Origin of the sequence: Streptomyces sp. ISL-10, assembly GCF_018614575.1 — a bacterium.
GTDB lineage: Bacteria > Actinomycetota > Actinomycetes > Streptomycetales > Streptomycetaceae > Streptomyces.
On the sequence record NZ_JAGGOJ010000016.1, the window covers coordinates 194315 to 217483 of the forward strand.

20 protein-coding genes, 1 pseudogene and 1 riboswitch are annotated in these 23169 nt (G+C 71.4%); of the genes and pseudogenes, 16 read left to right on the plus strand and 5 right to left on the minus strand.

Annotation, left to right across the window (positions count from 1 at the left end):
* Positions 1–7: 7 nt before the first annotated feature.
* From J7E88_RS20615 to J7E88_RS20625, 3 genes are all read left to right on the plus strand, one after another.
* On the plus strand, positions 8–463 hold the full coding sequence (locus J7E88_RS20615; protein WP_215183168.1) for an Lrp/AsnC family transcriptional regulator: 456 nt from the start codon (positions 8–10) through the stop codon (positions 461–463).
* A gap of 156 nt (positions 464–619) precedes the next feature.
* Positions 620–1417, plus strand: a complete 798-nt coding sequence (locus tag J7E88_RS20620) for a carbon-nitrogen hydrolase family protein (RefSeq protein WP_215183170.1) — start codon at positions 620–622, stop codon at positions 1415–1417.
* A gap of 57 nt (positions 1418–1474) precedes the next feature.
* Complete coding sequence (locus tag J7E88_RS20625; RefSeq protein WP_215183172.1) at positions 1475–3172, plus strand: NAD(P)/FAD-dependent oxidoreductase; 1698 nt, start codon at positions 1475–1477, stop codon at positions 3170–3172.
* Between the two features lie 50 nt (positions 3173–3222).
* On the opposite strand, the gene J7E88_RS20630 is transcribed toward J7E88_RS20625, so the two are convergent.
* Positions 3223–3927 (minus strand): DUF5995 family protein, encoded by a 705-nt coding sequence (locus J7E88_RS20630; RefSeq protein ID WP_215183174.1) that lies wholly within the window; start codon positions 3925–3927, stop codon positions 3223–3225.
* A gap of 104 nt (positions 3928–4031) precedes the next feature.
* Here J7E88_RS20630 and J7E88_RS20635 point away from each other — a divergent pair.
* Positions 4032–4477: pseudogene (locus tag J7E88_RS20635) on the plus strand (acyl-CoA thioesterase).
* Here J7E88_RS20635 and J7E88_RS20640 read toward each other — a convergent pair.
* A complete protein-coding gene (locus J7E88_RS20640) occupies positions 4437–5651 on the minus strand; it encodes an MFS transporter (protein WP_215183176.1) in 1215 nt (404 codons plus the stop codon). The pseudogene J7E88_RS20635 and the gene J7E88_RS20640 sit on opposite strands and share 41 nt — an antisense overlap.
* 117 nt (positions 5652–5768) lie before the next feature.
* On the opposite strand from J7E88_RS20640, the gene J7E88_RS20645 reads away from it, so the two are divergent.
* Complete coding sequence (locus J7E88_RS20645; RefSeq protein WP_215183178.1) at positions 5769–6938, plus strand: ROK family transcriptional regulator; 1170 nt, start codon at positions 5769–5771, stop codon at positions 6936–6938.
* A 226-nt stretch (positions 6939–7164) separates the two neighbouring features.
* Here the strand turns inward: J7E88_RS20645 and J7E88_RS20650 are convergent, their stop codons facing one another.
* Positions 7165–9504 (minus strand): chitinase C-terminal domain-containing protein, encoded by a 2340-nt coding sequence (locus J7E88_RS20650; protein ID WP_215183180.1) that lies wholly within the window; start codon positions 9502–9504, stop codon positions 7165–7167.
* A 276-nt stretch (positions 9505–9780) separates the two neighbouring features.
* A riboswitch (FMN riboswitch) is annotated at positions 9781–9911 on the plus strand.
* Positions 9912–10072: 161 nt separating this feature from the next.
* Between J7E88_RS20650 and ribD the strand changes: the two genes are divergently transcribed.
* The 10 genes from ribD (at position 10073) to J7E88_RS20700 (ending at position 18563) form a co-directional block, all read left to right on the plus strand.
* Positions 10073–11155, plus strand: a complete 1083-nt coding sequence (gene ribD / locus J7E88_RS20655) for a bifunctional diaminohydroxyphosphoribosylaminopyrimidine deaminase/5-amino-6-(5-phosphoribosylamino)uracil reductase RibD (protein WP_215183182.1) — start codon at positions 10073–10075, stop codon at positions 11153–11155.
* Positions 11156–11767, plus strand: coding sequence for a riboflavin synthase (locus J7E88_RS20660; RefSeq protein WP_215183184.1), 612 nt, complete (start codon positions 11156–11158; stop codon positions 11765–11767).
* Positions 11764–12414 carry a nicotinamide mononucleotide transporter family protein gene (locus tag J7E88_RS20665; protein ID WP_215183186.1) on the plus strand — a complete coding sequence of 217 codons (651 nt, stop codon included), beginning with the start codon at positions 11764–11766 and terminating at the stop codon, positions 12412–12414. The genes J7E88_RS20660 and J7E88_RS20665 overlap by 4 nt, the downstream gene beginning before the upstream one ends.
* Entirely contained in the window at positions 12411–13688 is a 1278-nt protein-coding gene (locus J7E88_RS20670; RefSeq protein ID WP_215183188.1) for a bifunctional 3,4-dihydroxy-2-butanone-4-phosphate synthase/GTP cyclohydrolase II, read from the plus strand. The genes J7E88_RS20665 and J7E88_RS20670 overlap by 4 nt, the downstream gene beginning before the upstream one ends.
* A 53-nt stretch (positions 13689–13741) precedes the next feature.
* Positions 13742–14227 carry a 6,7-dimethyl-8-ribityllumazine synthase gene (gene ribH / locus J7E88_RS20675; RefSeq protein WP_215183190.1) on the plus strand — a complete coding sequence of 162 codons (486 nt, stop codon included), beginning with the start codon at positions 13742–13744 and terminating at the stop codon, positions 14225–14227.
* Positions 14228–14260: 33 nt separating this feature from the next.
* A complete protein-coding gene (locus J7E88_RS20680; protein WP_011027788.1) occupies positions 14261–14533 on the plus strand; it encodes a phosphoribosyl-ATP diphosphatase in 273 nt (90 codons plus the stop codon).
* A 51-nt stretch (positions 14534–14584) separates the two neighbouring features.
* The gene (gene hisG, locus J7E88_RS20685; protein WP_215183192.1) at positions 14585–15433 is read left to right on the plus strand and encodes an ATP phosphoribosyltransferase; all 849 of its coding nucleotides are present in this window, start codon (positions 14585–14587) and stop codon (positions 15431–15433) included.
* 14 nt (positions 15434–15447) lie between these two features.
* Complete coding sequence (locus J7E88_RS20690) at positions 15448–15906, plus strand: PH domain-containing protein (protein WP_215183194.1); 459 nt, start codon at positions 15448–15450, stop codon at positions 15904–15906.
* Between the two features lie 228 nt (positions 15907–16134).
* Positions 16135–17475 (plus strand): hemolysin family protein, encoded by a 1341-nt coding sequence (locus tag J7E88_RS20695; protein WP_215183196.1) that lies wholly within the window; start codon positions 16135–16137, stop codon positions 17473–17475.
* A complete protein-coding gene (locus J7E88_RS20700; RefSeq protein ID WP_215183198.1) occupies positions 17472–18563 on the plus strand; it encodes a hemolysin family protein in 1092 nt (363 codons plus the stop codon). The genes J7E88_RS20695 and J7E88_RS20700 overlap by 4 nt, the downstream gene beginning before the upstream one ends.
* Before the next feature lie 11 nt (positions 18564–18574).
* Here the strand turns inward: J7E88_RS20700 and J7E88_RS20705 are convergent, their stop codons facing one another.
* Together J7E88_RS20705 and J7E88_RS20710 are read right to left on the minus strand one after the other, a co-directional pair.
* Positions 18575–20470 carry an AAA family ATPase gene (locus J7E88_RS20705; RefSeq protein WP_215183200.1) on the minus strand — a complete coding sequence of 632 codons (1896 nt, stop codon included), beginning with the start codon at positions 20468–20470 and terminating at the stop codon, positions 18575–18577.
* Between the two features lie 371 nt (positions 20471–20841).
* Positions 20842–21477 carry a uridine kinase gene (locus tag J7E88_RS20710; protein ID WP_215183202.1) on the minus strand — a complete coding sequence of 212 codons (636 nt, stop codon included), beginning with the start codon at positions 21475–21477 and terminating at the stop codon, positions 20842–20844.
* A 185-nt stretch (positions 21478–21662) separates the two neighbouring features.
* Here J7E88_RS20710 and J7E88_RS20715 point away from each other — a divergent pair, with 185 nt between their 5' ends.
* The gene (locus J7E88_RS20715; protein ID WP_215183204.1) at positions 21663–23021 is read left to right on the plus strand and encodes a peptidase C39 family protein; all 1359 of its coding nucleotides are present in this window, start codon (positions 21663–21665) and stop codon (positions 23019–23021) included.
* Positions 23022–23169: the final 148 nt, after the last annotated feature.

Below are 23169 nucleotides of genomic sequence, written 5' to 3' on the forward strand. Positions count from 1 at the left end.
ACCCGCAGTGCGACTGAACGATCTCGACGAACGCATCGTCCACGCCCTCGCCGAGGACGCCCGCCGCTCCTACGCCGACATCGGAGCGATGGTCGGCCTGTCCGCCCCGGCGGTGAAGCGCAGGGTGGACAGGCTCCGCGCGGAGGGCGCCATCACCGGCTTCACCGTACGGGTGGACCCGGCGGCGCTCGGCTGGGAGACCGAGGGCTTCATCGAGATCTACTGCAGTCGCAACACCTCGCCCGAGGCCATCGAGCGCGGGCTGAAGCGCTACCCGGAGATCGCGTCCGCCTCCACCGTCACCGGTGAGGCGGACGCGATCGTCCAGGTCTTCGCCGCCGACATGCGCCACTTCGAGCGGGTGCTGGAACGGATCGCCGGCGAGCCGTTCGTGGAGCGCACCAAATCCGTGCTGGTGCTCTCGCCGCTGCTGCGCCGATTCTCCTCGGGCGCGCCCGCGTAGCCCCTGGGCTCGGGCACGCAACGAATCACCGCACTGGACCCGTACGACGCAACGGATCGACCGTCGGCGCGCAACGCTCGCGCCTTGTCCGGGTCGAATCCCGGACCGTACCGTATTGGACGTATCCCGTTAACCCGCCCTACGCCGAGGTCAGCCATGCCGTCGTTGCGCACCGCCCTGCTCCAGAGCTCCGGACGGCCCGGTGACGTCGCCGAGAACCTGAAGGTGCTCGACGAGGCCGCGGGCCGCGCCGCCGCCGCCGGTGCGCGGCTCCTGGTGTGCCCCGAGATGTTCCTGACGGGATACGCGATCGGCGACGACGTGCCGAGGCTCGCGGAGCCTGCCGACGGCCCGGGCGCTCGCAACGTCGCCGAGATCGCCGTACGGCACGGCGTCGCGATCCACTACGGCTACCCCGAGCGTGCCGGTGACCTGATCCACAACAGTGCGCAGCTGATCGGCCCGGACGGCGAGCGGCTCGCGAACTACCGCAAGACCCATCTCTTCGGCTGCTTCGAGCAGCAGTGGTTCGCCCCCGGTGACACCGCCGTCGTCCAGGCCGAGCTCGACGGCATCCGGATCGGGCTGCTGATCTGCTACGACGTGGAGTTCCCGGAGAACGTGCGGGCCCATGCGCTGGCCGACACCGACCTGCTGCTCGTGCCCACCGCGCAGATGCACCCGTTCCAGTTCGTCGCCGAATCCGTTGTCCCGGTCCGGGCCTTCGAGAGCCAGATGTACATCGCGTACGTCAACAGGACGGGCCCGGAAGGCGAGTTCGAGTTCGTCGGGCTCAGCTCGCTCGCGAGCCCCGACGGCACCGTCCGCACCCGCGCCGGTCGCGGCGAGGAGCTCGTCGTCGGCGAGGTCGACCCCGTCCTGCTCGCCGCCTCGCGCGAGAACAACCCCTATCTGCACGACCGGCGGCCCGCCCTCTACGGCTCCCTGGTCTGACGCCGCCCTCTCCCGCTCCCCCGCTTCATCGTTTTTCGTGCAAGGAGTCCGTACCCCATGACGTCCACGGTGCCCACCACCGCCGTCCAGCACAGCGACGCGCAGCCGCCGATCACCATGTTCGGTCCGGACTTCCCGTACGCCTACGACGACTTCCTCGCCCACCCGGCGGGGCTCGGCCAGATACCCGCGACCGAGCACGGCGCCGAGGTCGCCGTCATCGGCGGTGGCCTGTCCGGCATCGTCGCCGCGTACGAGCTGATGAAGATGGGCCTCAAGCCGGTCGTCTACGAGGCGGACCGGATCGGCGGGCGGCTGCGCACCGTCGGGTTCGAGGGCACCGGCACGGACGAGCTGAGCGCGGAGATGGGCGCGATGCGCTTCCCGCCGTCCTCCACGGCGCTGCAGCACTACATCGACCTGGTGGGTCTGACGACCAGGCCGTTCCCGAACCCCCTTGCCCCGTGCACCCCCTCCACCGTCGTCGACCTCAAGGGCGAGTCGCACTACGCCGAGACCATCGACGACCTGCCGCAGGTCTACCGCGATGTGATGGACGCCTGGAACGCGTGCCTGGAGGAGGGCGCGGACTTCTCGGACATGAACCGCGCCATGCGCGAGCGTGACGTCCCGCGCATCCGCGAGATCTGGGCGAAGCTCGTCGAGAAGCTGGACAACCAGACCTTCTACGGCTTCCTGTGCGAGTCGGAGGCGTTCAAGTCCTTCCGGCACCGCGAGATCTTCGGCCAGGTCGGCTTCGGCACCGGAGGCTGGGACACCGACTTCCCGAACTCGATCCTGGAGATCCTGCGCGTCGTCTACTCCGAGGCCGACGACCACCACCGCGGCATCGTCGAGGGCAGCCAGCAACTCCCGCTGCGCATGTGGGAGCGCGAGCCCGAGAAGATCGTCCACTGGCCGCTCGGCACGTCGCTGTCCACGCTGCACGACGGCGAGCCGCGGCCCGCCGTCACCCGGCTGAACCGCACCTCGGGCAACCGGATCACGGTCACGGACGCCTCCGGTGACATCCGCACGTACCGGGCGGCGATTTTCACCGCGCAGTCCTGGATGCTGCTGTCGAAGATCGCCTGTGACGACTCGCTCTTCCCCATCGACCACTGGACGGCGATGGAGCGGACCCACTACATGGAGTCCTCCAAGCTGTTCGTGCCCGTCGACCGGCCGTTCTGGCTGGACAAGGACGAGATCACCGGTCGCGACACCATGTCGATGACGCTGACCGACCGCATGACCCGCGGCACGTACCTGCTCGACGACGGTCCCGACAAGCCGGCCGTGATCTGCCTGTCGTACACCTGGTGCGACGACAGCCTGAAGTGGCTGCCGCTGTCCGCGAACGAGCGGATGGAGGTCATGCTCAAGTCGCTGGGCGAGATCTACCCGAACGTCGACATCCGCAGCCACATCATCGGCAACCCGGTGACTGTGTCGTGGGAGAACGAGCCCTACTTCATGGGCGCGTTCAAGGCGAACCTGCCCGGTCACTACCGCTACCAGCGCCGCCTGTTCACCCACTTCATGCAGGACCGGCTGCCCGAGGACAAGCGCGGCATCTTCCTCGCGGGCGACGACATCTCCTGGACGGCGGGCTGGGCCGAGGGCGCCGTGCAGACCGCGCTGAACGCCGTCTGGGGTGTCATGACCCACCTCGGCGGCACGACCGACCCGTCCAACCCCGGTCCCGGCGACCTCTACGACGAGATCGCCCCCGTCGAGCTGCCGGAGGACTAGCCGGAGGACCGTGAGCCCGGCGCGCGCCGATCCGCTCCCTTGGGGGCGGGTCAGCGCCAGGGGGTCAGCAGACAGCGGCTCACCAGTCCGACGCCCGCGTCGAGACGCTCGGTGAACTCCTCGGCGAGGTCCGGCAGGTCACGCAGCCCCCACAGCAGGCGCGCCGCCGACCACGCGCCGTCCCTGGCGCGGTCCAGGCTCCACGAGCCGACCAGATGTGTCAGGGGGTCGGCGATCTGCAGCAGATCGGGTCCGGGCATCACGTCCTCGCGGATGCGTTCCTCCAGCAGGACGAGGATGTCCCCGACCCGCTCGAACTCACGCTCCAGGTCAGCGGGTGCGCAGCCGAGCGCACGGCAGGTCTCCACGACGGCGAGCGGCAGGTCGTGCCCGATGTGCGCGTTGATCCCGGCGAGCGCGAACTGCAACGGCCGTACACCGGGATGGCGGCGGTACTGGAACAGCGGCCGCCAGCAGGCCGGCGGCCGAAGCCCCTCGGCCGCGGCGTCGACCGCCGCCAGATAGCGCCCGGCGAACAGCACGTCGAGCGTGACGGCGGCCCGCCGGTCCGTGAACCGGCCCTCGTCGATGTGCCGGTCGATCTCCTGGGTGACCGCGAGATAGACGCGGTTGAACACCCCGAGACCGTCCCCGGCCGGCCATGCGGAGCCGTACGCGAGCATCCGCTGCACCACGGAGTCGACTGCGGTCGTGCCGGGGCCCGGCCGCACTGCGAGCTGTTCACTCTGCGCCATGGAGGCAGGGTTTCAGGCCGCGGCCGGGCGGCGCGGTGACGGGCCGTGTCTTCCCCGGAAAGGGGGACGCGACGGCGCTGCCGCGGCGGCCCGGTGCCTGCCGGGTGCCTCCTGCGCGCCGAGGACGTGCCCGGGTCCAGGAGCGGGCCGGTCACCTCGACGACCTCGACGCGCTGGGACTCCTGCGCAACGCCCCGCTGTGCGCTGCTCGTCGAGCGGGCCCGGGCGGCATACCGGCAGGAGCGGGGCGCCGGCTACGACAGCGACCGGGCCGTGGCCGGTGACGCCTGCAACGCCGTCGGGGAACTGCGCATCGGCAACGAGCAGCCGGTGACGCCCGGCGGGGGAGTACGCCGTGCACCTGTGGCTGGACCGGCTCGGCCGCACCGGGCTGACGTACGGCTTCCGCCCGTGCTCGGCCGACGGCACGCCGACGTACGCGCACGGCGCCCGGGTGCTCGTGCGGCTGGACGTCGCCACTTTGCGGCCCGCCCCCTGGAGCGAGTGCTTCAGGGACGCCGGCCGGGCACTGCCGCGTCCTGCGGAGTGACCTTCAGGCTCTCCCGGCCGGCCGTCCGCAGCACGCCCGCGCCGACGACCAGGCCGAGCGCGAGCGCGGTCACCAGGCCGAAGGAGACCACCAGACTGGTCGCGTCGGCGACCGCGCCGATCGCCGACGGCGCGATGAGCCCGGACGTGTAGGTGATGGTGGCGACGCCCGCGATCGCCTGGCTCGGGTTCGGCCCGCTGCGGCCCGCTGCGGCGAACGCCAGCGGCACGACGACCGCGACCCCCAGGCCGATCAGCCCGAAACCGCCCATCGCCGCCGCAGGATGCGGCGCGAGGACCACCAGCAGGCCGCCCGCGGTGGCCAGCACGCCGCCCACGCGCACCGTGCGCACCGCCCCGAACCGGTCGACGATCCGGTCGCCCGCGAGCCGGGCCACCGCCATCGTCAGCGCGAAGGCCGTGGTCGACGCGGCGGCGAGGCCCGGCGACGTGTCCAGCACGTCCCGCAGATACACCGCCGACCAGTCCAGGCTCGCGCCCTCCGCGAACACCGCGCAGAACCCGATCGCGCCGATGACCAGAGCCGACCTGGGCGGCAGCGCGAAGCGCGGCGGCGGCTCCTCCTCAGGGGTGCTGCGCAGGTCCAGCACGCCCTGGCAGGCGATCAGCCCGAGCGCGGTCAGCGTCGCTGCCGCGATCAGGTGGTGCAGCCGGGCGTCGCTGCCCAGGTGGGCGGCGAGCGTGCCGCCCGCCGAGCCGATCAGCGCGCCCGCGCTCCACATGCCATGCAGCCCGGACATGATCGAGCGGTCGAGGCGGTTCTCGATCTCCACGCCCAGCGCGTTCATCGCCACGTCCGACATGCCCGCGGTCGCGCCGAACGCGAACAGCGCGGCGCACAGGGTGAGCAGGTTCGGCGCGAGGGACGGCAGGACCAGGCTCAGCGTCCACAGCGCGAGCAGTCCGCGCAGCGCCGTCCGTGCCCCGAAGCGGTGACTGATCGCCCCCGCCAGCGGCATCGCGACGGACGCGCCGAGCGCCGGGAACGCCAGCGCCAGCCCCAACTGGCCCGCGCCGACGCCCGCATGGTCCTGGATCCAGGGAATGCGGGTGGCGAAGCTGCCGGTCACCGCGCCGTGCACACAGAAAACGGCGGCGACTGCCATGCGGGCGCGCTTCAGCTGCCGCAGCCCGGCGGCCATTTCGCTCGACATGCGGATATCCCTCCCCGAGAACGTGAGCCGTAAACTATCAGGGTCCCTTCCTGATAGATACGGGATTTCAGCGCTCCTCGTCCTGAGCGGCCAGGGGCCGTCTGGAAGGATTCCGGCATGCCCGCATCCCCGAGTACCGCCCGGGCCATCAACGACCGCCTCGCCCTGGAACTGCTCCAGGACGGGGGCCCGTTGACGGCAGGTCAGCTGAAGACCATGACCGGCCTGTCCCGGCCCACCGTCGCGGACCTGGTGGAGCGGTTGCAGGGCTCGGGCCTCATCCGGGTGGTCGGCGAGGCGGGCGCCGACCGGCGCGGGCCCAACGCCCGCCTCTACGGGATCGTCGCCGACCGTGCGCATCTCGCCGCTCTGGACGTCCGCACGCAGAGCGTCACCGTCGTGGTCGCCGACCTGGTCGGCATGATGCTCGCCGAGGCCGCCCTGCCCATCGGCGGCGACACCGGCACCGAACCGGCCGTCGAACTGGCCGTCGGGCTGCTGGAGCGGACCGTGCGCGAAGCCGGCGCGGTCCGCCTGCACAGCGTGGGCATCGGGGCACCCGGCCTGATCGACCCCGTCGCCGGGGAGCTCCGTGAGTCGAATGGTCTGCCCGCCTGGCACCGGCGTCTCGTCACCGCGCTCCAGGAACGGCTCCCCGCTCAGGTCGTCGTGGAGAACGAGACCAATCTCGCCGCGCTCGCCGAGCAGCGCGCCGGTGCGGCCCGAGACCGCGAGACATTCGCCTTCCTCTGGCTCGGTCACGGCGTCGGCGCGGCGCTGTTCCTCGACGGGCGGCTGCGCAGGGGCGCGTCCGGCGGCGCGGGCGAGATCGGCTTCCTGCCCGTGCCGGGCACGACGGGCCTTCCGTCGGCGCTCGACTGCCGCGGCGGCTTCCACTCGCTGGCCGGGTCGGCGGCGATCTGCGCGCTGGGGGAGCGCCATGGGATCGCGGCGCCGGTCGACGGCCCGGAACCGCGGGCCGCCGCGGTGGTCGAGGCAGCTGTGTCCGCGGGCCGCGCCGACTTCCTCGACGCGCTCGCCGACCGCCTCGCGGTGGGCGCTGCGGCCGTCGTGTCGGTGCTGGACCCGGGCTGTGTCGTACTCGGCGGAGAGGTGGGCCACGCGGGCGGACCGGATCTGGCGTCCCGTGTGGAGACACGGCTCGCGAGGATGTCCCCGCTGCGGACGGAGGTGCGCGCGGGGGAACTGGGCGGGTCGGCGGTCCTGAGCGGCGCGCTGCGGGTGGCGCGTGAGACGGCGCAACGGGAGCTGTTCGCGGGTGCGTAGCGGGGGTGCGGGGCGTCTTCCCCGCCCCGTCCCGTAACCCGGGGCTCCGCCCCCGGCCCGCCGCGCCTCAATCTCCCGCGGGGCTTGATTTGCCTGCGGCAGGATTCAGCCTGTCCGGCGCTTGAGGACACCGCGCCAAGCGAGGTACGGGTCCGGGGGTGGAGCCTTTGGAAAGCGCCCGGCGGCGGCAAGGGCCTGGGACCGCCGCCGGGCTGCAGGGGATGGGTCAGCAGGCGCCGAGGTCCTGCCAGACGCCCCACTCACCCGTCGTACCGGGCTCCTCGCCCTTCGTCCACCACTTGGACTTCCAGATGTGCGACCGGTGGGAGACGGTCGTCCCGCCGCCGTACTCCGCCGACGCGGACCACGCCGGCGTCGTGCACGCCCCCGGCGTCGGAGTCGAGGTCGGGGACGGGGACGGGGTCGGGGACGGGGACGGGGACGTGCCGCCGCCCGGTTCCACCACCGCCGTCCCGCGCGCCAGATCCCCCGCGAGCGCGTACGTCTTCCCGCCGAACGACACCGTCCAGTTCGACGGCGTCGACGTCGGCAGGTAGTACACGAAGTCCAGCTCCACCGACGCCCCCGGCGCAAGCGTCTGCCACGCCGGCAGCTTCAGCGCGACCCGGTGGAAGTCGCCGTCGAGGCCGCCCACGTTGTTCCCGCTGTGGTCGCTGCGGACGACCGTCGTGCCGAAGCCGGACTGGTCCTTGGCGTTCGCCGGTGCCGAGGTGGCGTAGTCGAACCGGAACTCCGTCCCGCCGGGCAGCGTCGCCTTCGAGTTGTTCGTGATCTTCAGCTTGGGGCTGATGGGGTAGTTGGAGTCGCCGAGCGGGAACTGCCCGAAGTCCACGTCCACCTTGATCGCCTCGGTAGGCAGGACGGTGTTGGACCGCTTGGCGCCGTATGGAGAGGCCGACTTGAACCTGTCGTACATGGCGGTGGTGAGCGTGTCGCCGGTCTCGTACTGCCCCTTGGCCGCGTTCCAGCCGTAATCGCCGGCCAGTTCCCACACCATCGTGCCGCCGATGCCGCGGTCGACGACGTAGTCCGCCTTGGCCGCGACCGACTGCTCGTCCTCCGTGGACAGGAAGACCTTCTTCTCCGCGTTCCACAGCCACGGCGCGACCAGCGTCGAGTCGTACTTGCGCACATAGGCGCCGGTCAGCTTCGTGTCGGCGGGGAAGCCGTAGCGGGTGACGTAGTCGCCGACGATCCCCTTCTCCAGGTTCTTGGCATGCCACATCGGGTTCGAGCCCGCCGGCGACTCGTTGCCGGCGGTGTCCTTGTCGTGCCAGAGGTTGTCGATGCCGACCGCCCCGTCGCCGCACTTGGTCAGGCCCGCTCCGGCCGGGCAGGTGGTCGACGGCGCCCTGCCCCACAGGCCGTCGGTGCCGCCCTGCACGTTCTTGAAACCGCGGGTGTAGTACGGCAGCCCGATGTTGATCCGGCCGGCCGGCATCGAGCCGCGGAAGTAGTGGTACGCCCAGTCGGTGTTGAGGTAGCCGATGCCGCCGTACTGGGAGGTCGAGTAGACCCCGGCCGCCGCGAGCTCGGCGTCCTTGCCGTCGTCGAACAGCGAGGCGTTGGGGCCGACGTACTCGTTCCACGCGCCGTGCAGGTCGTACGACATGATGTTGACGTAGTCCAGGTACTTCTGCACCTGGAACGTCTCCATCCCGCGCAGCAGATAGCCGGACGAGGGAGCCGCCACCGTGAGCAGGTAGTGCCGGCCGTCCGCCGCGCCGGCGCGGTCGAGCTTCTCGCGCAGGGTCTTCATCAGTGCCGCGTAGCCCTTGACGAGCCCGGCCCTGCGGGCGTTGGAGATCGAGTGGTCGAGGGGGTTGCCGGCGTCCTTCATGGTCGTCGGGTACTCGTAGTCGATGTCCACGCCGTTGAAGCCGTACTTCTTGACGAAGGCCACGGCCGAGTCGGCGAAGGTGTCGATGCCCGCCTGGTTCACCGAGCCGTCCGCGTGGGTGGCCATCGAGTAGAAGCCGCCGGAGGGGACCCGGTCGCCGCTGTCGTCGAAGTACCCGCCGGTCTCCGCCCAACCGCCCACGGAGATCAGCGCCTTCACATCGGGGTGCTGCTTCTTGTACTTCGTCAGCAGGTTGAAGTGGCCCTTGTACGGCAGGGCGGGGTCCATCTCCGCCCCGGCCACGCCGGGCCAGGTCATGCCCGTGGCGGCGTTCTTCTCGCCGTCCGCGCCGACCGAGAGTCTGTTGGCGGCGTCGATGTGGGCGAAGGCGTAGTTGATGTGGGTGACCTTGTCCCACGGGATGTCGGAGACGAGGTACGCGGGCGCGCCGTCCTTGCCGGTGCGCCAGCCGGTGAAGTAGCCGATGACGCGGCGCTGGTGGTCGGCGCCCATCTTCTCGCGGCCGTCGGTGTCGTAGACGGAGCAGTACGGGACGTCGACGCCCGGGGCGGAGTACAGCCCGTCGGGGCGGCAGGACTCCGGCGCGGCGTGGGAGACGCCGGTCGAGAGCGAGCCGGCCAGCAGTGCGGCGGCGGCTGCGCCGACTGCGAGCAGCGACGCTCGTCGGTGGGTGGGGGACTGCACGGTCAGTTCCTCCTGGTGGGGCCCCGGTGGCCCCGCCAGGGGCGACCAAGGGGAGTTCGGCTCAGCTCAACTGGCATGGGGATGACGTGCTTTGGCCCGCCGGTGTGCGCACGCCGGCGGGCCGGTCCGCGGAGGTGACGCAGAGGTTAAAAGGACTAGACCAGTACGTCAATAGGTCTGGACCATTCCAGGGGACTGTGTCATCTGTGAGTCACCCCACAGCATTCACCCCCATGGCCGAGCGTCCGGCGTGGCAGACTGGCCCTGTATCAGCAGCAGCGCACTCCGGGGTCGGTGCAATTCCGAACCGGCGGTTACAGTCCGCGACCCGTCCGCAGCCAGCGGTCGGTTGACCAGGTGAAATTCCTGGACCGACGGTTAAAGTCCGGATGGGAGGCAGTGCGCGGCGGGCGACCCTCATGGGTGTGCCGGCCGAATGGGAGCGGATCGACGTCTCGCGGCGATCCGGCGCAATCGGCCTCGGCGTTCCCCGTGCGGTGCCGTTTCCCGCTTTCTGTCGTCATCGACAGGCCCCGGAGTCCGTGCCCGAATGAGGCAGGAGGACCCGGTGGCCACCGCAGCCGACATGGACGCCATGCGACGAGCGATCGCGCTCGCTGCCCGCGGACTCGGCTCCACCAGCCCCAACCCGGTCGTCGGGTGCGTCGTCACCGACGCCGCCGGACGCGTCGTCGGCGAGGGCTTCCACCAGCGCGCCGGCGGTCCGCACGCCGAGGTCCACGCCCTGCACGCCGCAGGCGACCGCGCCCGCGGCGGCACCGCGTACGTCACCCTCGAACCCTGCAACCACACCGGGCGCACCGGCCCTTGCGCCCAGGCCCTGATCGAGGCCGGTGTCGCCCGCGTGGTGTACGCGGTCGCCGACCCCGACCCGCAGGCCACCGGCGGGGCCCACACCCTACGCGCCGCCGGGATCGAGGTCGGCCAGGGCCTCCTTCAGGACGAGGCCGAGGCGGGCAACATCGCCTGGCTCACCTCCGTACGCCTCGGCCGCCCCCACGTGACCTGGAAGTACGCCGCCACCCTCGACGGACGGACCGCCGCGGCCGACGGCACCAGCCGCTGGATCAGCTCGCCGGACTCCCGCGCCGACGTACACCGACTGCGTGCCGAGTCCGACGCCGTGCTCGTCGGCTCCGGCACGCTGCGCGCCGACGACCCGCACCTCGCGGTCCGCGGCATCGAAGGCGCGACGCAGCCCCTGCGGGTCGTGCTCGACAGCCGCGCCACGATCCCGCCGACCGCCAGGGTCCTCGACGCCGCCGCGCCCACCCTCGTCGTCGTCCGCGAGGGCGCCGACACGGGGCACCTGTCCGGCGTCGACGTGGCCCGACTGCCCCACGACGACAACGGCATCGGCGTCCACGCCGTCCTCGGCGAGCTGTACGGACGCGGCGTCCGCTCCGTCCTCCTCGAAGGGGGCGCGACGCTCGCCGGAGCCTTCGTCGCCGCGGGCGCCGTCGACCGCGTGGTCGGCTACCTGTCGCCCGTACTTCTCGGCGCGGGCCCCGCGGCCCTCGCCGGTGCCGGAATCACCACCATCACCGAAGCGTTGCGGCTCGACGTCACCGAGACCGTGCGCATCGGCCCCGACCTGCGCATCACCGCGACCGTCCCCAAGGGAGCTTGAGTGTTCACCGGAATCGTCGAAGAGCTGGGTGAGGTCACCGCCGTCGAGGACCTCGGCGACGCCTCACGCTTCCGCCTGCGCGGGCCTGTCGTGACCGAAGGGGCCAAGCACGGCGACTCGATCGCCGTCAACGGTGTCTGCCTCACCGTCGTCGAGACCGGCGACGGCGAGTTCACCGCCGACGTGATGGCCGAGACGCTGAAGCGCTCCAGCCTCGGCGCACTGACCACGGGCTCCCGCGTCAACCTGGAGCGGCCCATGGCCGTCGGCGGCCGGCTCGGCGGTCACATCGTCCAGGGACACGTCGACGGCACCGGCACGATCATCGACCGCACGCCCTCGGAGAACTGGGAGATCGTCAAGGTCTCGCTCCCCGCCGAACTGACCCGGTACGTCGTCGAGAAGGGCTCGATCACCGTCGACGGCGTCAGCCTCACGGTCGTCGAGGCGGGCCCCGACCACTTCACGATCAGCCTGATTCCGACGACCCTCGCCCTGACCACGCTCGGCACCAAGCAGAGCGGCGACCCGGTCAACCTCGAGGTCGACGTCATCGCCAAGTACGTCGAGCGGCTGCTCGGCGACCGCGCCGGTCAGGAGCCCGGCCGGTGAACACCTTCTCCTGGCTCAACGGCGAGGCGTTCACCGCGTTCGGGCAGCACATCAAGTGGTCCGACATGATCGGCAACGTCATCGGCCTGATCGCCCTGGCCCTCGGCTGGCGCCGCTCGATATGGACCTGGCCCGCCCAGTTCCTCTCCGGAGCGATCCTCTTCACCGCCTTCGCCGCCGGGCACCTCTCCGGCAGTGCGGGCAAGCAGGTCGTCGTCATGCTCGTGGCCGCCTGGGGCTGGACGCAGTGGAACCGCGGCCGGCAGACACAGGACGGCACCCTGGCCGTCCGCTTCGCCACCTGGACCGAGCGCGCCCTGCTGGTCGGCGCCGCCGCCCTCGGCACCGTCGCGGTCGCCCTGCTCTTCACCGCCTACCCCTCGCTCTCCTGGGACCCCTGGCCCGACGCCTACATCTTCGTCGGCACCGTCGTCGCCATGTACGCCCAGTCGCGCGGCATGGTCGAGTTCTGGTTCGCCTGGCTCCTGGTCGATCTCGTCGGCGTACCGCTGAACTTCGCCAACGGCTACGCCTTCTCCGGCTTCGTCTACGTCATCTACGGCGCGCTCGTCCTGTGGGGCATGCGCGACTGGTGGCTGCGCTCGCGCACCAACACCGCCCCCGCCCCGGAAGGAGCAACCGCATGATCCCCGACACGATCCCCGCAGAGATCCTCGGCCTCGACCCCGTCGAGCAGGCCATCCGGGACATCGCGGCAGGCCGGCCGATCGTCGTGGTGGACGACGAGGACCGTGAGAACGAGGGCGACCTCGTCATCGCCGCGGAGAAGGCCACTCCCGAGATCATCGCCTTCATGATGAGCGAGTGCCGCGGCCTGATCTGCGCGCCCATGGAGAGCGACGAGCTGGAGCGCCTCGAGCTTCCGCAGATGGTCGACAACAACACCGAGTCGATGCAGACCGCCTTCACCGTCTCGGTCGACGCCACCCCCGCGCACGGCGTCACCACGGGCATCTCCGCCGCCGACCGCGCCACCACCCTCCGGCTGCTGGCCGACGGCGTCAGCGAGCCCTCCGACTTCGTCCGGCCCGGTCACATCTTCCCGCTGCGGGCCCGGCCCGGCGGTGTGCTGACCCGCCCCGGCCACACCGAGGCCGCCGTCGACCTCGCCCGCCTCGCCGGGCTCCGCCCGGCCGGCGCGATCGTCGAGATCGCCGGCGAGGACGGCGTCATGCTGCGGCTGCCCGAACTGATCCCGTTCGCCCGCAAGCACGGCCTGACGATCATCTCCATCGAGGACCTGATCGCCTACCGCCGCAGCGCCGAGCCGACCGTGAAGCGTGAGGCCGAGGTCAAACTGCCCACCGCCTTCGGCGAATTCACCGCGTACGGCTACCGCTCCACCGTGGACGGCGTCGAGCACATCGCCCTGGTGCACGGGGAGATCGGTGACGGCGATGACCTCCTGGTCCGGATGCACTCCGAATGCCTGACCGGCGACATCTTCCACTCGCTGCGCTGCGACTGCGGCCCCCAGCTGCACGCCTCCATGGAGCGCATCCGCGAGGCCGGCCGCGGTGTCGTCGTCTATCTGCGCGGCCACGAGGGCCGTGGCATCGGGCTGCTGTCCAAGCTGCGTGCGTACGAGCTCCAGGAGCGCGGCCGCGACACCCTGGACGCCAACCTGGAGCTGGGCCTGCCCGCCGACGCCCGCGACTACGGCGCCGGCGCCCAGATCCTCACCGACCTCGGCGTCCGCAGCGTCCGCCTCATGACCAACAACCCCGAGAAGTCCGCCGCCCTCATCCGGCACGGCGTCCTGGTCGCCGACCGCGAGCCGATGCCCGTCGAGGCGGGCGAACACAACCTCCAGTACCTGCGCACCAAGCGCGACCGCATGGGGCACGACCTGCCCTGGCTGGACGGGGCCCTGGTCACGTCGGCCTGCGGCAACCAGTAAGACCCCCCTGTATCCCTGATCCGTACCGAACGCACCACGCACCAAGGAGAACGATGAGCGGCAAGGGCGCGCCCGAACTGAGCGTGAAGAACTGCGGCGACCTGCGGGTGGCCGTGATCGCGGCCCAGTGGCACGAGAAGATCATGGACGGCCTCGTCGACGGCGCCCTGCGCGCCCTGCACGAACTGGGCATCGACGAGCCGACCCTGCTCCGTGTGCCCGGCAGCTTCGAGCTGCCCGTCGTCGCCAAGGTCCTCGCCGGCCGCGGCTACGACGCCATCGTGGCGCTCGGCGTCGTCATCCGCGGCGGCACCCCCCACTTCGAGTACGTGTGCCAGGGCGTCACCCAGGGCCTCACCCAGGTCTCCATCGACACGGGCGTCCCGGTCGGCTTCGGCGTACTGACCTGCGACACCGAGGAGCAGGCGCTCGACCGGGCCGGACTGGAAGGCTCGAACGAGGACAAGGGGCACGAAGCGGTCACCGCCGCGTTGGCCACCGCGACCATCCTGCGTTCAGTATCCGAACCCTGGCGCTGAGCAGACCCCACTTCCGCGTAGGGTGGGAGCACCATGTCCAAGAAGACTTTCGAGGAGCTCTTCACCGAGCTCCAGCACAAGGCCGCCAACGGCGACCCCGCCACCTCCCGCACCGCCGAGCTGGTGGACAAGGGTGTGCACGCCATCGGCAAGAAGGTCGTCGAGGAGGCCGCCGAAGTGTGGATGGCCGCCGAGTACGAGGGCAAGGACGCCGCCGCCGAGGAGATCTCCCAGCTGCTGTACCACGTCCAGGTGATGATGGTCGCCCGCGGGATCTCCCTCGACGACGTCTACGCCCACCTCTGAGCCCGCCCTGCCCCTCTCGTACAGATGAAGCGAACAAAGGAAGCCCGTCCCATGCTGCGCATCGCCGTCCCCAACAAGGGTTCACTGTCCGGACCTGCGTCGGCGATGCTCCATGAGGCGGGCTACCAGCAGCGCAAGGAGTCCAAGGAGCTCGTCCTCGTCGACCCCGAGAACGAGGTCGAGTTCTTCTACCTGCGCCCCCGCGACATCGCGATCTACGTCAGCTCCGGCCGCCTCGACATCGGCATCACCGGCCGTGACCTGCTGCTCGACTCCGGTGCGAACGCCGAGGAGATCCTCCAGCTCGGCTTCGCCCGCTCCACCTTCCGCTACGCCACCAAGCCCGGCACCGCGAAGGGCGTCGAGGACTTCGGCGGCATGACGATCGCGACCTCCTACGAGGGCATCGTCGCCAAGCACCTCGCCGACAGCGGCGTCGACGCCTCGGTCGTCCACCTCGACGGCGCGGTCGAGACCGCGATCGAACTGGGCGTCGCCCAGGTCATCGCCGATGTCGTCGAGACCGGCACCAGCCTGCGCAACGCGGGCCTCGAAGTCATCGGCGAGCCGATCATGACCTCGGAGGCCGTCGTCATCCGGCGGACCGGCTCGGACGCCGAGGACCCCCAGGTGCAGCAGTTCCTGCGGCGCCTCCAGGGCGTCCTCGTCGCCCGCAGCTACGTGATGATGGACTACGACTGCCGCGTCGAGAACCTTGAGCAGGCCGTCGCCCTTACTCCCGGGCTCGAGTCGCCGACCATCTCCCCGCTCCACCACGAGGGCTGGGTCGCGGTCCGCTCCATGGTGGCCGCCAAGGAGGCCCAGCGCATCATGGACGACCTGTACGCGCTCGGCGCGCGGGCCATCCTCACCACGTCCATCCACGCCTGCCGGCTCTGAGGGACGACCCGCACATGCCCACCGCCGCCCCCCGCGTCCCCGCGCTCCCGGTCACCTTCAGGCCGACCCGCACCCGGATCGTCCTGCTCTCCGTGGGCGCGGTGATGTGCACCGTCCTGATCGCCGTCACCCTCCTCCTCGAACGCCTCAGCGGGCCGGAGCGGGTCAGCTTCATCTTCACCGCGCTGCTCTTCTTCGGAGTGCTGGCGCTGCTCAGCAGGCCGAAAGTCGTCGCCGACGAGGACGGGGTGACCGTCGTCAACCTCACCCGGACGCGCCGCCTCGCCTGGCCCGAGATCCTGCGCGTCAATCTCCGGCCCGGCGACCCCTGGGTCTTCCTCGACCTCAGCGACGGCACCAGCCTGCCCGCCCTCGGCATCCAGCCGGGGATCGCCAAGGCGCAGGCCATCGACGACGCCCGCGCCCTGCGCGCCCTCGCCGAGTCCCGCGGCACCCGCCAGGACGAACGCTAGCGACACGCGCATTCGGAGCACCCGCGTGGACGAGACCGACGTCTCTCCTCTGCCCAGCCCGGCCGCGGCTTGATTACTCTGGTGGGCGGCGGCGCCCGGTGCGCCCCGCCCCGCACCACACGGCCCCGCGGCCGGCGGGGCTTTCCTACGACCCGAGGAGTGACTCCCTCCAGCAATGGACGGATCGTCCGGTAGTACCTGCGCCGCCCCCTCCCAGGAGGCGGCGGCATGATCACCCCGATTCTGCTGCTCGCCGCAGCGTTCCTTCTCATCCTCGCCAACGGCTTCTTCGTGGCCGCCGAGTTCGGCCTCGTCACCGTCGAACGCCCCGACGCCGAACGTGCCGCCGCCCAGGGCGACAAGCGTGCCCGCCGGGTCGTCGCGGCCCTGCGCCAGTTGTCCTTCCAGCTCTCCGGCACCCAGCTCGGCATCACCATCACCTCCCTCGTCGTCGGCATGCTCGCGCAGCCGGCGCTCGCCCGGCTGCTCGACGGACCGCTCACCGCGGCCGGACTTCCCGACGGGGTCGTCCCCGGTGCCGCCGTCGCGATCGGCATGCTGCTCGCCTCGGCCGTCCAGATGGTCATCGGCGAACTCGTCCCCAAGAACTGGGCGGTGTCCCGCCCATTGCAGGTCGCGCGCTTCGTCGCGGGCCCGCAGACCCTGTTCTCGACCGTCTTCCGCCCCGTGATCACCCTGCTCAATGCCGCGGCCAACCGTCTCGTACGGCTCTTCGGCGTCGAGCCCGCCGAGGAGCTGGCCTCCGCCCGCACCCCCGGTGAGCTGATGTCCCTCGCCCGCCACTCGGCCCAGGCCGGCGCGCTGGAGCAGGACACGGCCGATCTGTTCGTACGGACCCTGTCTCTCGGGCACCTGACGGCTCAGCACGTGATGACGCCGCGCGTGAAGGTGAGCGCGCTGCAGTCGGACGCCAGCGCCGCCGACGTCCTCAACCTGACCCGCGCGACGGGCCTTTCCCGGTTCCCCGTCTACCGTGAGCGCATCGACGAGATCGTCGGCATGGTGCACCTCAAGGACGCGCTCGCGGTACGGGCCGAGGAGCGGCAGCGGGTCCGGGTGACCGGTATCGCCGTCCCGCCCCTGCTCGTCCCCGAGACCCTGCCTGTGCAGCAGCTGCTCGAACGGCTGCGCAGCGAGCAGCCCATAGCCGTCGTCGTCGACGAGTACGGCGGCACCGCGGGCGTGGTCACCCTGGAGGACATCGTCGAGGAACTCGTCGGCGAGGTCCGCGACGAGCACGACGCCGAGGCCGACGACCGGCCCGATCTCGCGCCCGTCGCCCCCGAGGACGGACGGCCGGCCTGGGAGGCCGACGGCAGCTGCCGGGTCCTCACCCTGCGCCGGATAGGACTCGACGTCCCCGACGGCCCCTACGAGACCGTCGCCGGGCTCGTCGCCGACCTGCTGGGGCGCATTCCCGCCCCCGGTGACCGGGCCGAACTCCCCGGCTGGCGCCTGTCGGTGCGCCAAGTGGGCCGCTACCGCGCCGAGCGCGTGCGCCTGGTGCGCACCGCCGACGTACCGGCGCTGACGGAGGCGGCCCGATGAGCGCCCTCCAACTGCTGTTCGCCCTGCTCCTGGTTCTCGCCAACGGCTTCTTCGTCGGGGCCGAGTTCGCACTCGTCTCCGTACGCCGCAGCCAGATCGAACCGCTCGCCGCCGAAGGCTCCTCGCGCGCCCGCCAGGTCCTCCACGGGCTGGAGAACCTGCCGCAGATGATGGCGGCCGCGCAGTTCGGCATCACCGTCTGCTCGCTCACCCTCGGCGCGGTCGCCGAACCGACGGTCGCGCACCTCCTGGAGCCGGTCTTCCACGCCGCCCACGTCCCCGCGGGGCTGATCCACCCCCTCGGCTATGTGATCGCGCTGGCGGTCGTCGTCTTCCTGCACCTCGTCATCGGCGAGATGCTGCCGAAGAACCTGGCCATGGCGGCCCCCGAGAGAACGGCGCTGTGGCTCAGCCCCGGCCTCGTCGGCTTCGCCCGGCTGTGCCGTCCGGTGACCGCCGCTCTCGGCGCCTGCGCCAAGGTGGTGCTGCGGGCCTTCCGCGTCGAGCCGAAGGACGAGGTGGAGGCCGTCTTCACCAGCGATCAGCTCGGACAGCTCGTGGAGGACGCCGGCCAGGCCGGGCTGCTGGCGCCGGCCGAGCAGGAGCGTCTCGAGGACGCGCTGGAACTGGGCAGCAGGCCGGTGAGCGACGTGCTCATCGCCCGGTCCGCGCTGGTGACGGTGCCGCCTTCGGTGACGCCGCGGCAGGTGGAGGAGCTCACCGTCCGCACGGGCTACTCCCGTTTCCCCGTCTGCGCGGGGGGCTCCGACCCGTTCATGGGGTACCTGCACGTCAAGGACGTACTGGACCTGGAGGACGACGAGCGGGCCGTGCCCCAGCACATCTGGCGGCCCATGGCGACGATGCGCGCCGAGCTGCCGCTCGACGACGCGCTGTCCGTGATGCGCCGCGCGGCCACGCACCTGGCGCAGGTCGCCGACGCCTCCGGGCGGGTGCTCGGTCTGGTGGCCCTGGAAGACGTGCTGGAGATGCTGGTGGGCGAGGTCCGTGACCCGTCCCACCGCGTGAAGGCGCTGCCGCGGACACCGAGCACGTCCGCGAGCGCGGACTCGGCCCTGGTGGGCTGAGCCAAGACACCTCATTGGCCGAGGGGAGGCTCCTGCGGATCGCGGCCCGCCGGGCCGCGGCCCGACAGGACCTCCCCGTAGGCCTGCATGAGATCCGGAAGCCGCAGCGTCGACAGGTCCTCGCGGCCCAAAGTGCCCGGATACGTGGACAGCCGCAGGTCCCGGTACGCGCAGCTCTTCTCGTACAGCGTGCGCAGGAACCGCCCGTTGCCCAGCTCGTCGATCCAGCCCTGCTCGACGACATGGCCGTTGATCGAGCACAGCTCCTCGCGGGCCTCCTCGTCCCACACGTCGCCGTTCTCCGCGGCGAGCACGCCGCCGATCGCGGTCAGTTCGAGCGGGCGGTAGGACGGGAAGTCGACGCGGGTGGTGAAGCGTGACGACAGGCCGGGATTGGTGGCGAGCAGGCGGTCCATCCCCTCCGGGTAGCCCGCAAGGATGACCACCAGATGGTCGCGGTTGTCCTCGGCGCGCTTGAGCAGCACCTGCAGGGCCTCGTCGCCGTACGCGTCGCCCTTGCTGTAGCCGGAGTTGGAGAGGCTGTACGCCTCGTCCACGAAGAGCACCCCGCCGAGGGCCGAGTCGATCAGCTCATTGGCCTTCACCGCCGTCTGGCCGAGGAACTCGCCCACCAGGTCGGCTCGCTGGGCCTCGACCAGATGGTCGCCGCCGAGCAGGCCGAGCGCGTAGAAGACCCGGCCCAGGATGCGGGCGACGGTCGTCTTGCCGGTGCCGGACGGTCCTGAGAAGACGAAGTGCCGCTTGGGCGGCTGGACGGGCAACCCCTGACCCGCCCGCAGCCGGGCCATCTCCAGCTGCGCCGACAAGGCCTTGACCTGACGTTTCACCGGCTCCAGGCCGACCATGCGCTCCAGCTCCGCCAGCGCGTCGGCCAGGAGCACCGGGTCGGTGGGGCCCGCGGGGAAGTGCGGGGCAGCGGACTGCCGGGACACGGCCTTACGGCGCCGGAGCCCGTCCGCCGGGGCAGCCGGTACCGTGCCGGGCGCCTGGCCCCCCGGATCGCCGGGCAGGCGCTCGGTGGCGACCGGGCCCTCGCCCTCGGCCTGGGTGTCCACGGCGTCCGCGCCGAACCCGGTCAGCGAGACGGTGGCCAGCCCCGCCGTCTCGTCGTAGCCGTCGATGCCGTCGTACTCCGCGATGGCCGTGAGCCGTGCCGAGGTGTCCATGAAGGCCGGGTCGATCCGGTGCACCGCCCGGTACAGCGGCAGGGCCGCGGCGCTGCGGCCGGTGCCCTCGTGGGCCCGCGCCAGCCAGTACCTCAACTCCTTGCGCTGTGGCTGCTCGCTGCGGCAGCGCATCAGCGCGGCCGACAGCATGGGCTCGGCCTGGCCGAACATCTCCATCCGCACCCGGGCCATCCCGCCGAACAGGCCGGCCTCGATCCCCAGCAGCGGATCGTCCACCAGCGGCTCGGTGTGGCGCACGAGCTGTTCCCAGTCCTTGACCAGATACGCCCGGCAGGCGTGCAGGAAGCGCACCTGGGGGTCGGTGTCCACGGGCGGCAGGTCGGCCAGCGCCCGGTCGAGCTCCGGCACATGACGGCCGTCGAGCCAGTGGGAGGCGTGCGCCAGCAGCAGATCGCGCCGGCTCTCCAGCACGGGCTGCACCCACCAGCCCAGCCAGTACCAGGAGTTGAGGGTGCGGCGGTGGCGGGCCCGCTGCTCGCCGAACCGCTCGCGGTGGCGGTACATGCGCAGCAGGGCGGTGGTCGTGTCGACGCGCAGGGCGTGGAGCCCCAGCCACGCGTCGGCCATCCCCGGATCCAGCCGTACGGCCGTGCGGAACTCCTCCTCCGCCTGCGGGTAGGCGCCCATCGTGCACGCGTCCACCCCGCGCAGCCAGGCGAGCTCGGCCGGAGTCCGTGCCCCCTGCGTGCCGTCGTCCATAGGGTCCCCCACACTCCCCCCACAAACCGTGCACCAGTGTTGTCGCGCCAGGGGGCGCCCACCGGCAGCGTACGCAACGACCATGCCGCGGACGGGAATTGAGCCCACCGGAGTGCATCGTACCTGCGCGTGGGTGCTGCGCTAAGAGCGCCGTGAGGACCCGGCACCGGTGACCCAGGGTGAGCGAAATGGGGCGGAGGAGTGCGGGGGACCGGGGAGAGGAGCGGAACGAAGCCCCCGATCACGGGGGAACAACCGGGGGCTTCGTGTCCGCGGCGGCTCCGGAAAGCCGCACATTGAAAACGTAAGACTTGTACGCCCCGTCGGTCAAGCAGAGTTGAAGCACACTCTTGCGCCGGAAATCCGACTGTTCAGTATGCCTGGGTAGGGCGATCACCCTCAGTGATTGACCGGTCCGATTGCGCAGTCCCGGTAGCCACCGTGGACAACTCGTACCCCTCGGGACACTCACGCACCAGGATGTCGGCGTACGGACGGGACGGATCCGCGGCGAAATGGCGCATCTCCGCCGCCGTCCACCCGTCCCAGAAGTCGCTCAGACCCCTGCCGTCCCGCCGCCTGCCCCGCGACCAGGATTCCTCGGCCGCACGGTCCATCCACAGGATTCGGGCCAGATACGGCCGCAGCGCCCGCCTTCCAGCGCCGACTCCCTCGACCAGGACGACGGGGGCCGCCGGCAGCGGCCGCGCCGGAAGAAAACGCCTCAGATTCCAGTCGTACGGGTGAAAAGAGGCCGATCTGCCCCGGGACAGCGGAGCGATCACCTCCTCCAGCATCCGGCCGGTCCACGCGAACAGTTCCTCGTGCGTGGCCAGATCGTCCAGATGCAGCACCGGCACGTCCTCGCCGCCGAACGCGGCGGCGAGCCGCGCGCTGAACGTGCTCTTGCCCGAACCGGCATGTCCGTCCACCGCGATCAGCCGCACCGGACCACAGGAGGGGGCCAGAGCGCGCAGGCGGGCGGCGAGCCGGTCGAGATCGTCCATGGGGCAAGGGTAGGAGGTGGCTGCGCACAGCCGCGGCGCACCCGCGGGCGACCCACGGGTCCCCGGCGGGGACCACCAGTGGACCAGACCGATATTGCCCCGCCGACGCGGTCCGAGGTGCTGGCCGAAGCCCTGCGGCAGCCGGGATAGTTGGCCCACTGCCGCGCACCTGACTTGGGGGTCCCATGGCCAGACCTACTTCGCGCAGAACCGTTCTGGGAGCCGCGATCGCGGCCGCCGCGAGTGCCGGACCGCTGTCCGCCGCCGGACCCGCGGCCGCCGCGCCCGCGCCGGAGCGGGCCGCCTCCGCACCGGCGCTCATCGACAACCGCTTCTGGTCCACCTATACCGACTGGCGCTGCGGCGAAGCTTCCGGCACCGCTGCCGTATCCGGGCGCCGCCCCGGCGTGGTGATCGCCACCCCCACCGGCATCGTCGACTACACCGACCCGCACACCGGACGCGCTGCCCGCTGGGAGTACGCGACCTGGACCTCGCCGGTGCACCGCTCCACGGTGCCCGCGACCGAGGTCATCGCCTCCTGGAACGCCCACACCCCGGCCGGCACCTGGCTCCAGGTCGAGCTCGCGGGCAGTTACTCGGACGGCACCGGCACCCCTTGGTTCGTGATGGGGCGCTGGGCCGCGGGCGACGGGGACATCCTGCGCACCTCCGTCGACGGCCAGAGCGACGGGAAGGCGAGCATCTGGACCGACACCCTCGCCGTCGACGACGCGGCCGGCGGGCTGCGCCTGACGTCCTACCGGCTGCGGCTGACGCTGTACCGCAGGCCGGGCACCAGCCTGACGCCGACCGTATGGCGGCTCGGTGCGATGGCCTCGGACATCCCGGACCGCTTCGGCGTACCTGCGTCGGTGCCCGGTCTCGCCCGCGAGCTCACGGTGCCGCGGTACTCGCAGAACACCCACATCGGCCAGTACCCGGAGTACGACAACGGCGGCGAGGCCTGGTGCAGCCCCACCTCGTCCCAGATGATCATTGAGTACTGGGGCCGCCGACCCACCGCCGATGACCTGGCCTGGGTGAACCCCGACTTCGCCGATCCGCAGGTCTGCCACGCGGCCCGCTTCACCTATGACCACCAGTACGAGGGCTGTGGCAACTGGCCCTTCAACGCCGCCTACGCGGCGACCTACCGCGACATGAGCGCCGTCGTCACCCGGCTCTCCTCGCTCACCGCCCTGGAGACCCTGATCGGCGCGGGGATCCCGGCCATAACGTCGCAGTCGTTCCGCGAGGAGGAGCTGACCGGGGCCGGCTACGGGACCGCCGGGCACCTGATGACCGTGATCGGCTTCACCGCCGACGGCGATGTGATCGCCAACGATCCGGCGTCGCCCAGCAATGATGCCGTGCGACGTGTCTACCGGCGTGCCGAGTGGGAGAAGATCTGGCTCCGCACCAAGCGCTACAACGCGACGGGGAAGGTGGTCTCCGGCACCGGCGGCGTCTGCTACCTGTACTGGCCGGCCGATGCCACGCCCGTCCAGCGCCGGGCCCTCGCGGCGGTCGGCATCCGCTGAGCCCGTCCAGCGCCGGGCCCTCGCGGCGGTCGGCATCCGCTGAGGCGCCCGGCCGGGCCCCGGGAGCGTGACGAACGTCTCTACCCCGGGGCCCGGCGAGGCTGGCACTGTGGTGGGGTCACGGGGGGACGCCCATCTGCCAGCCGAC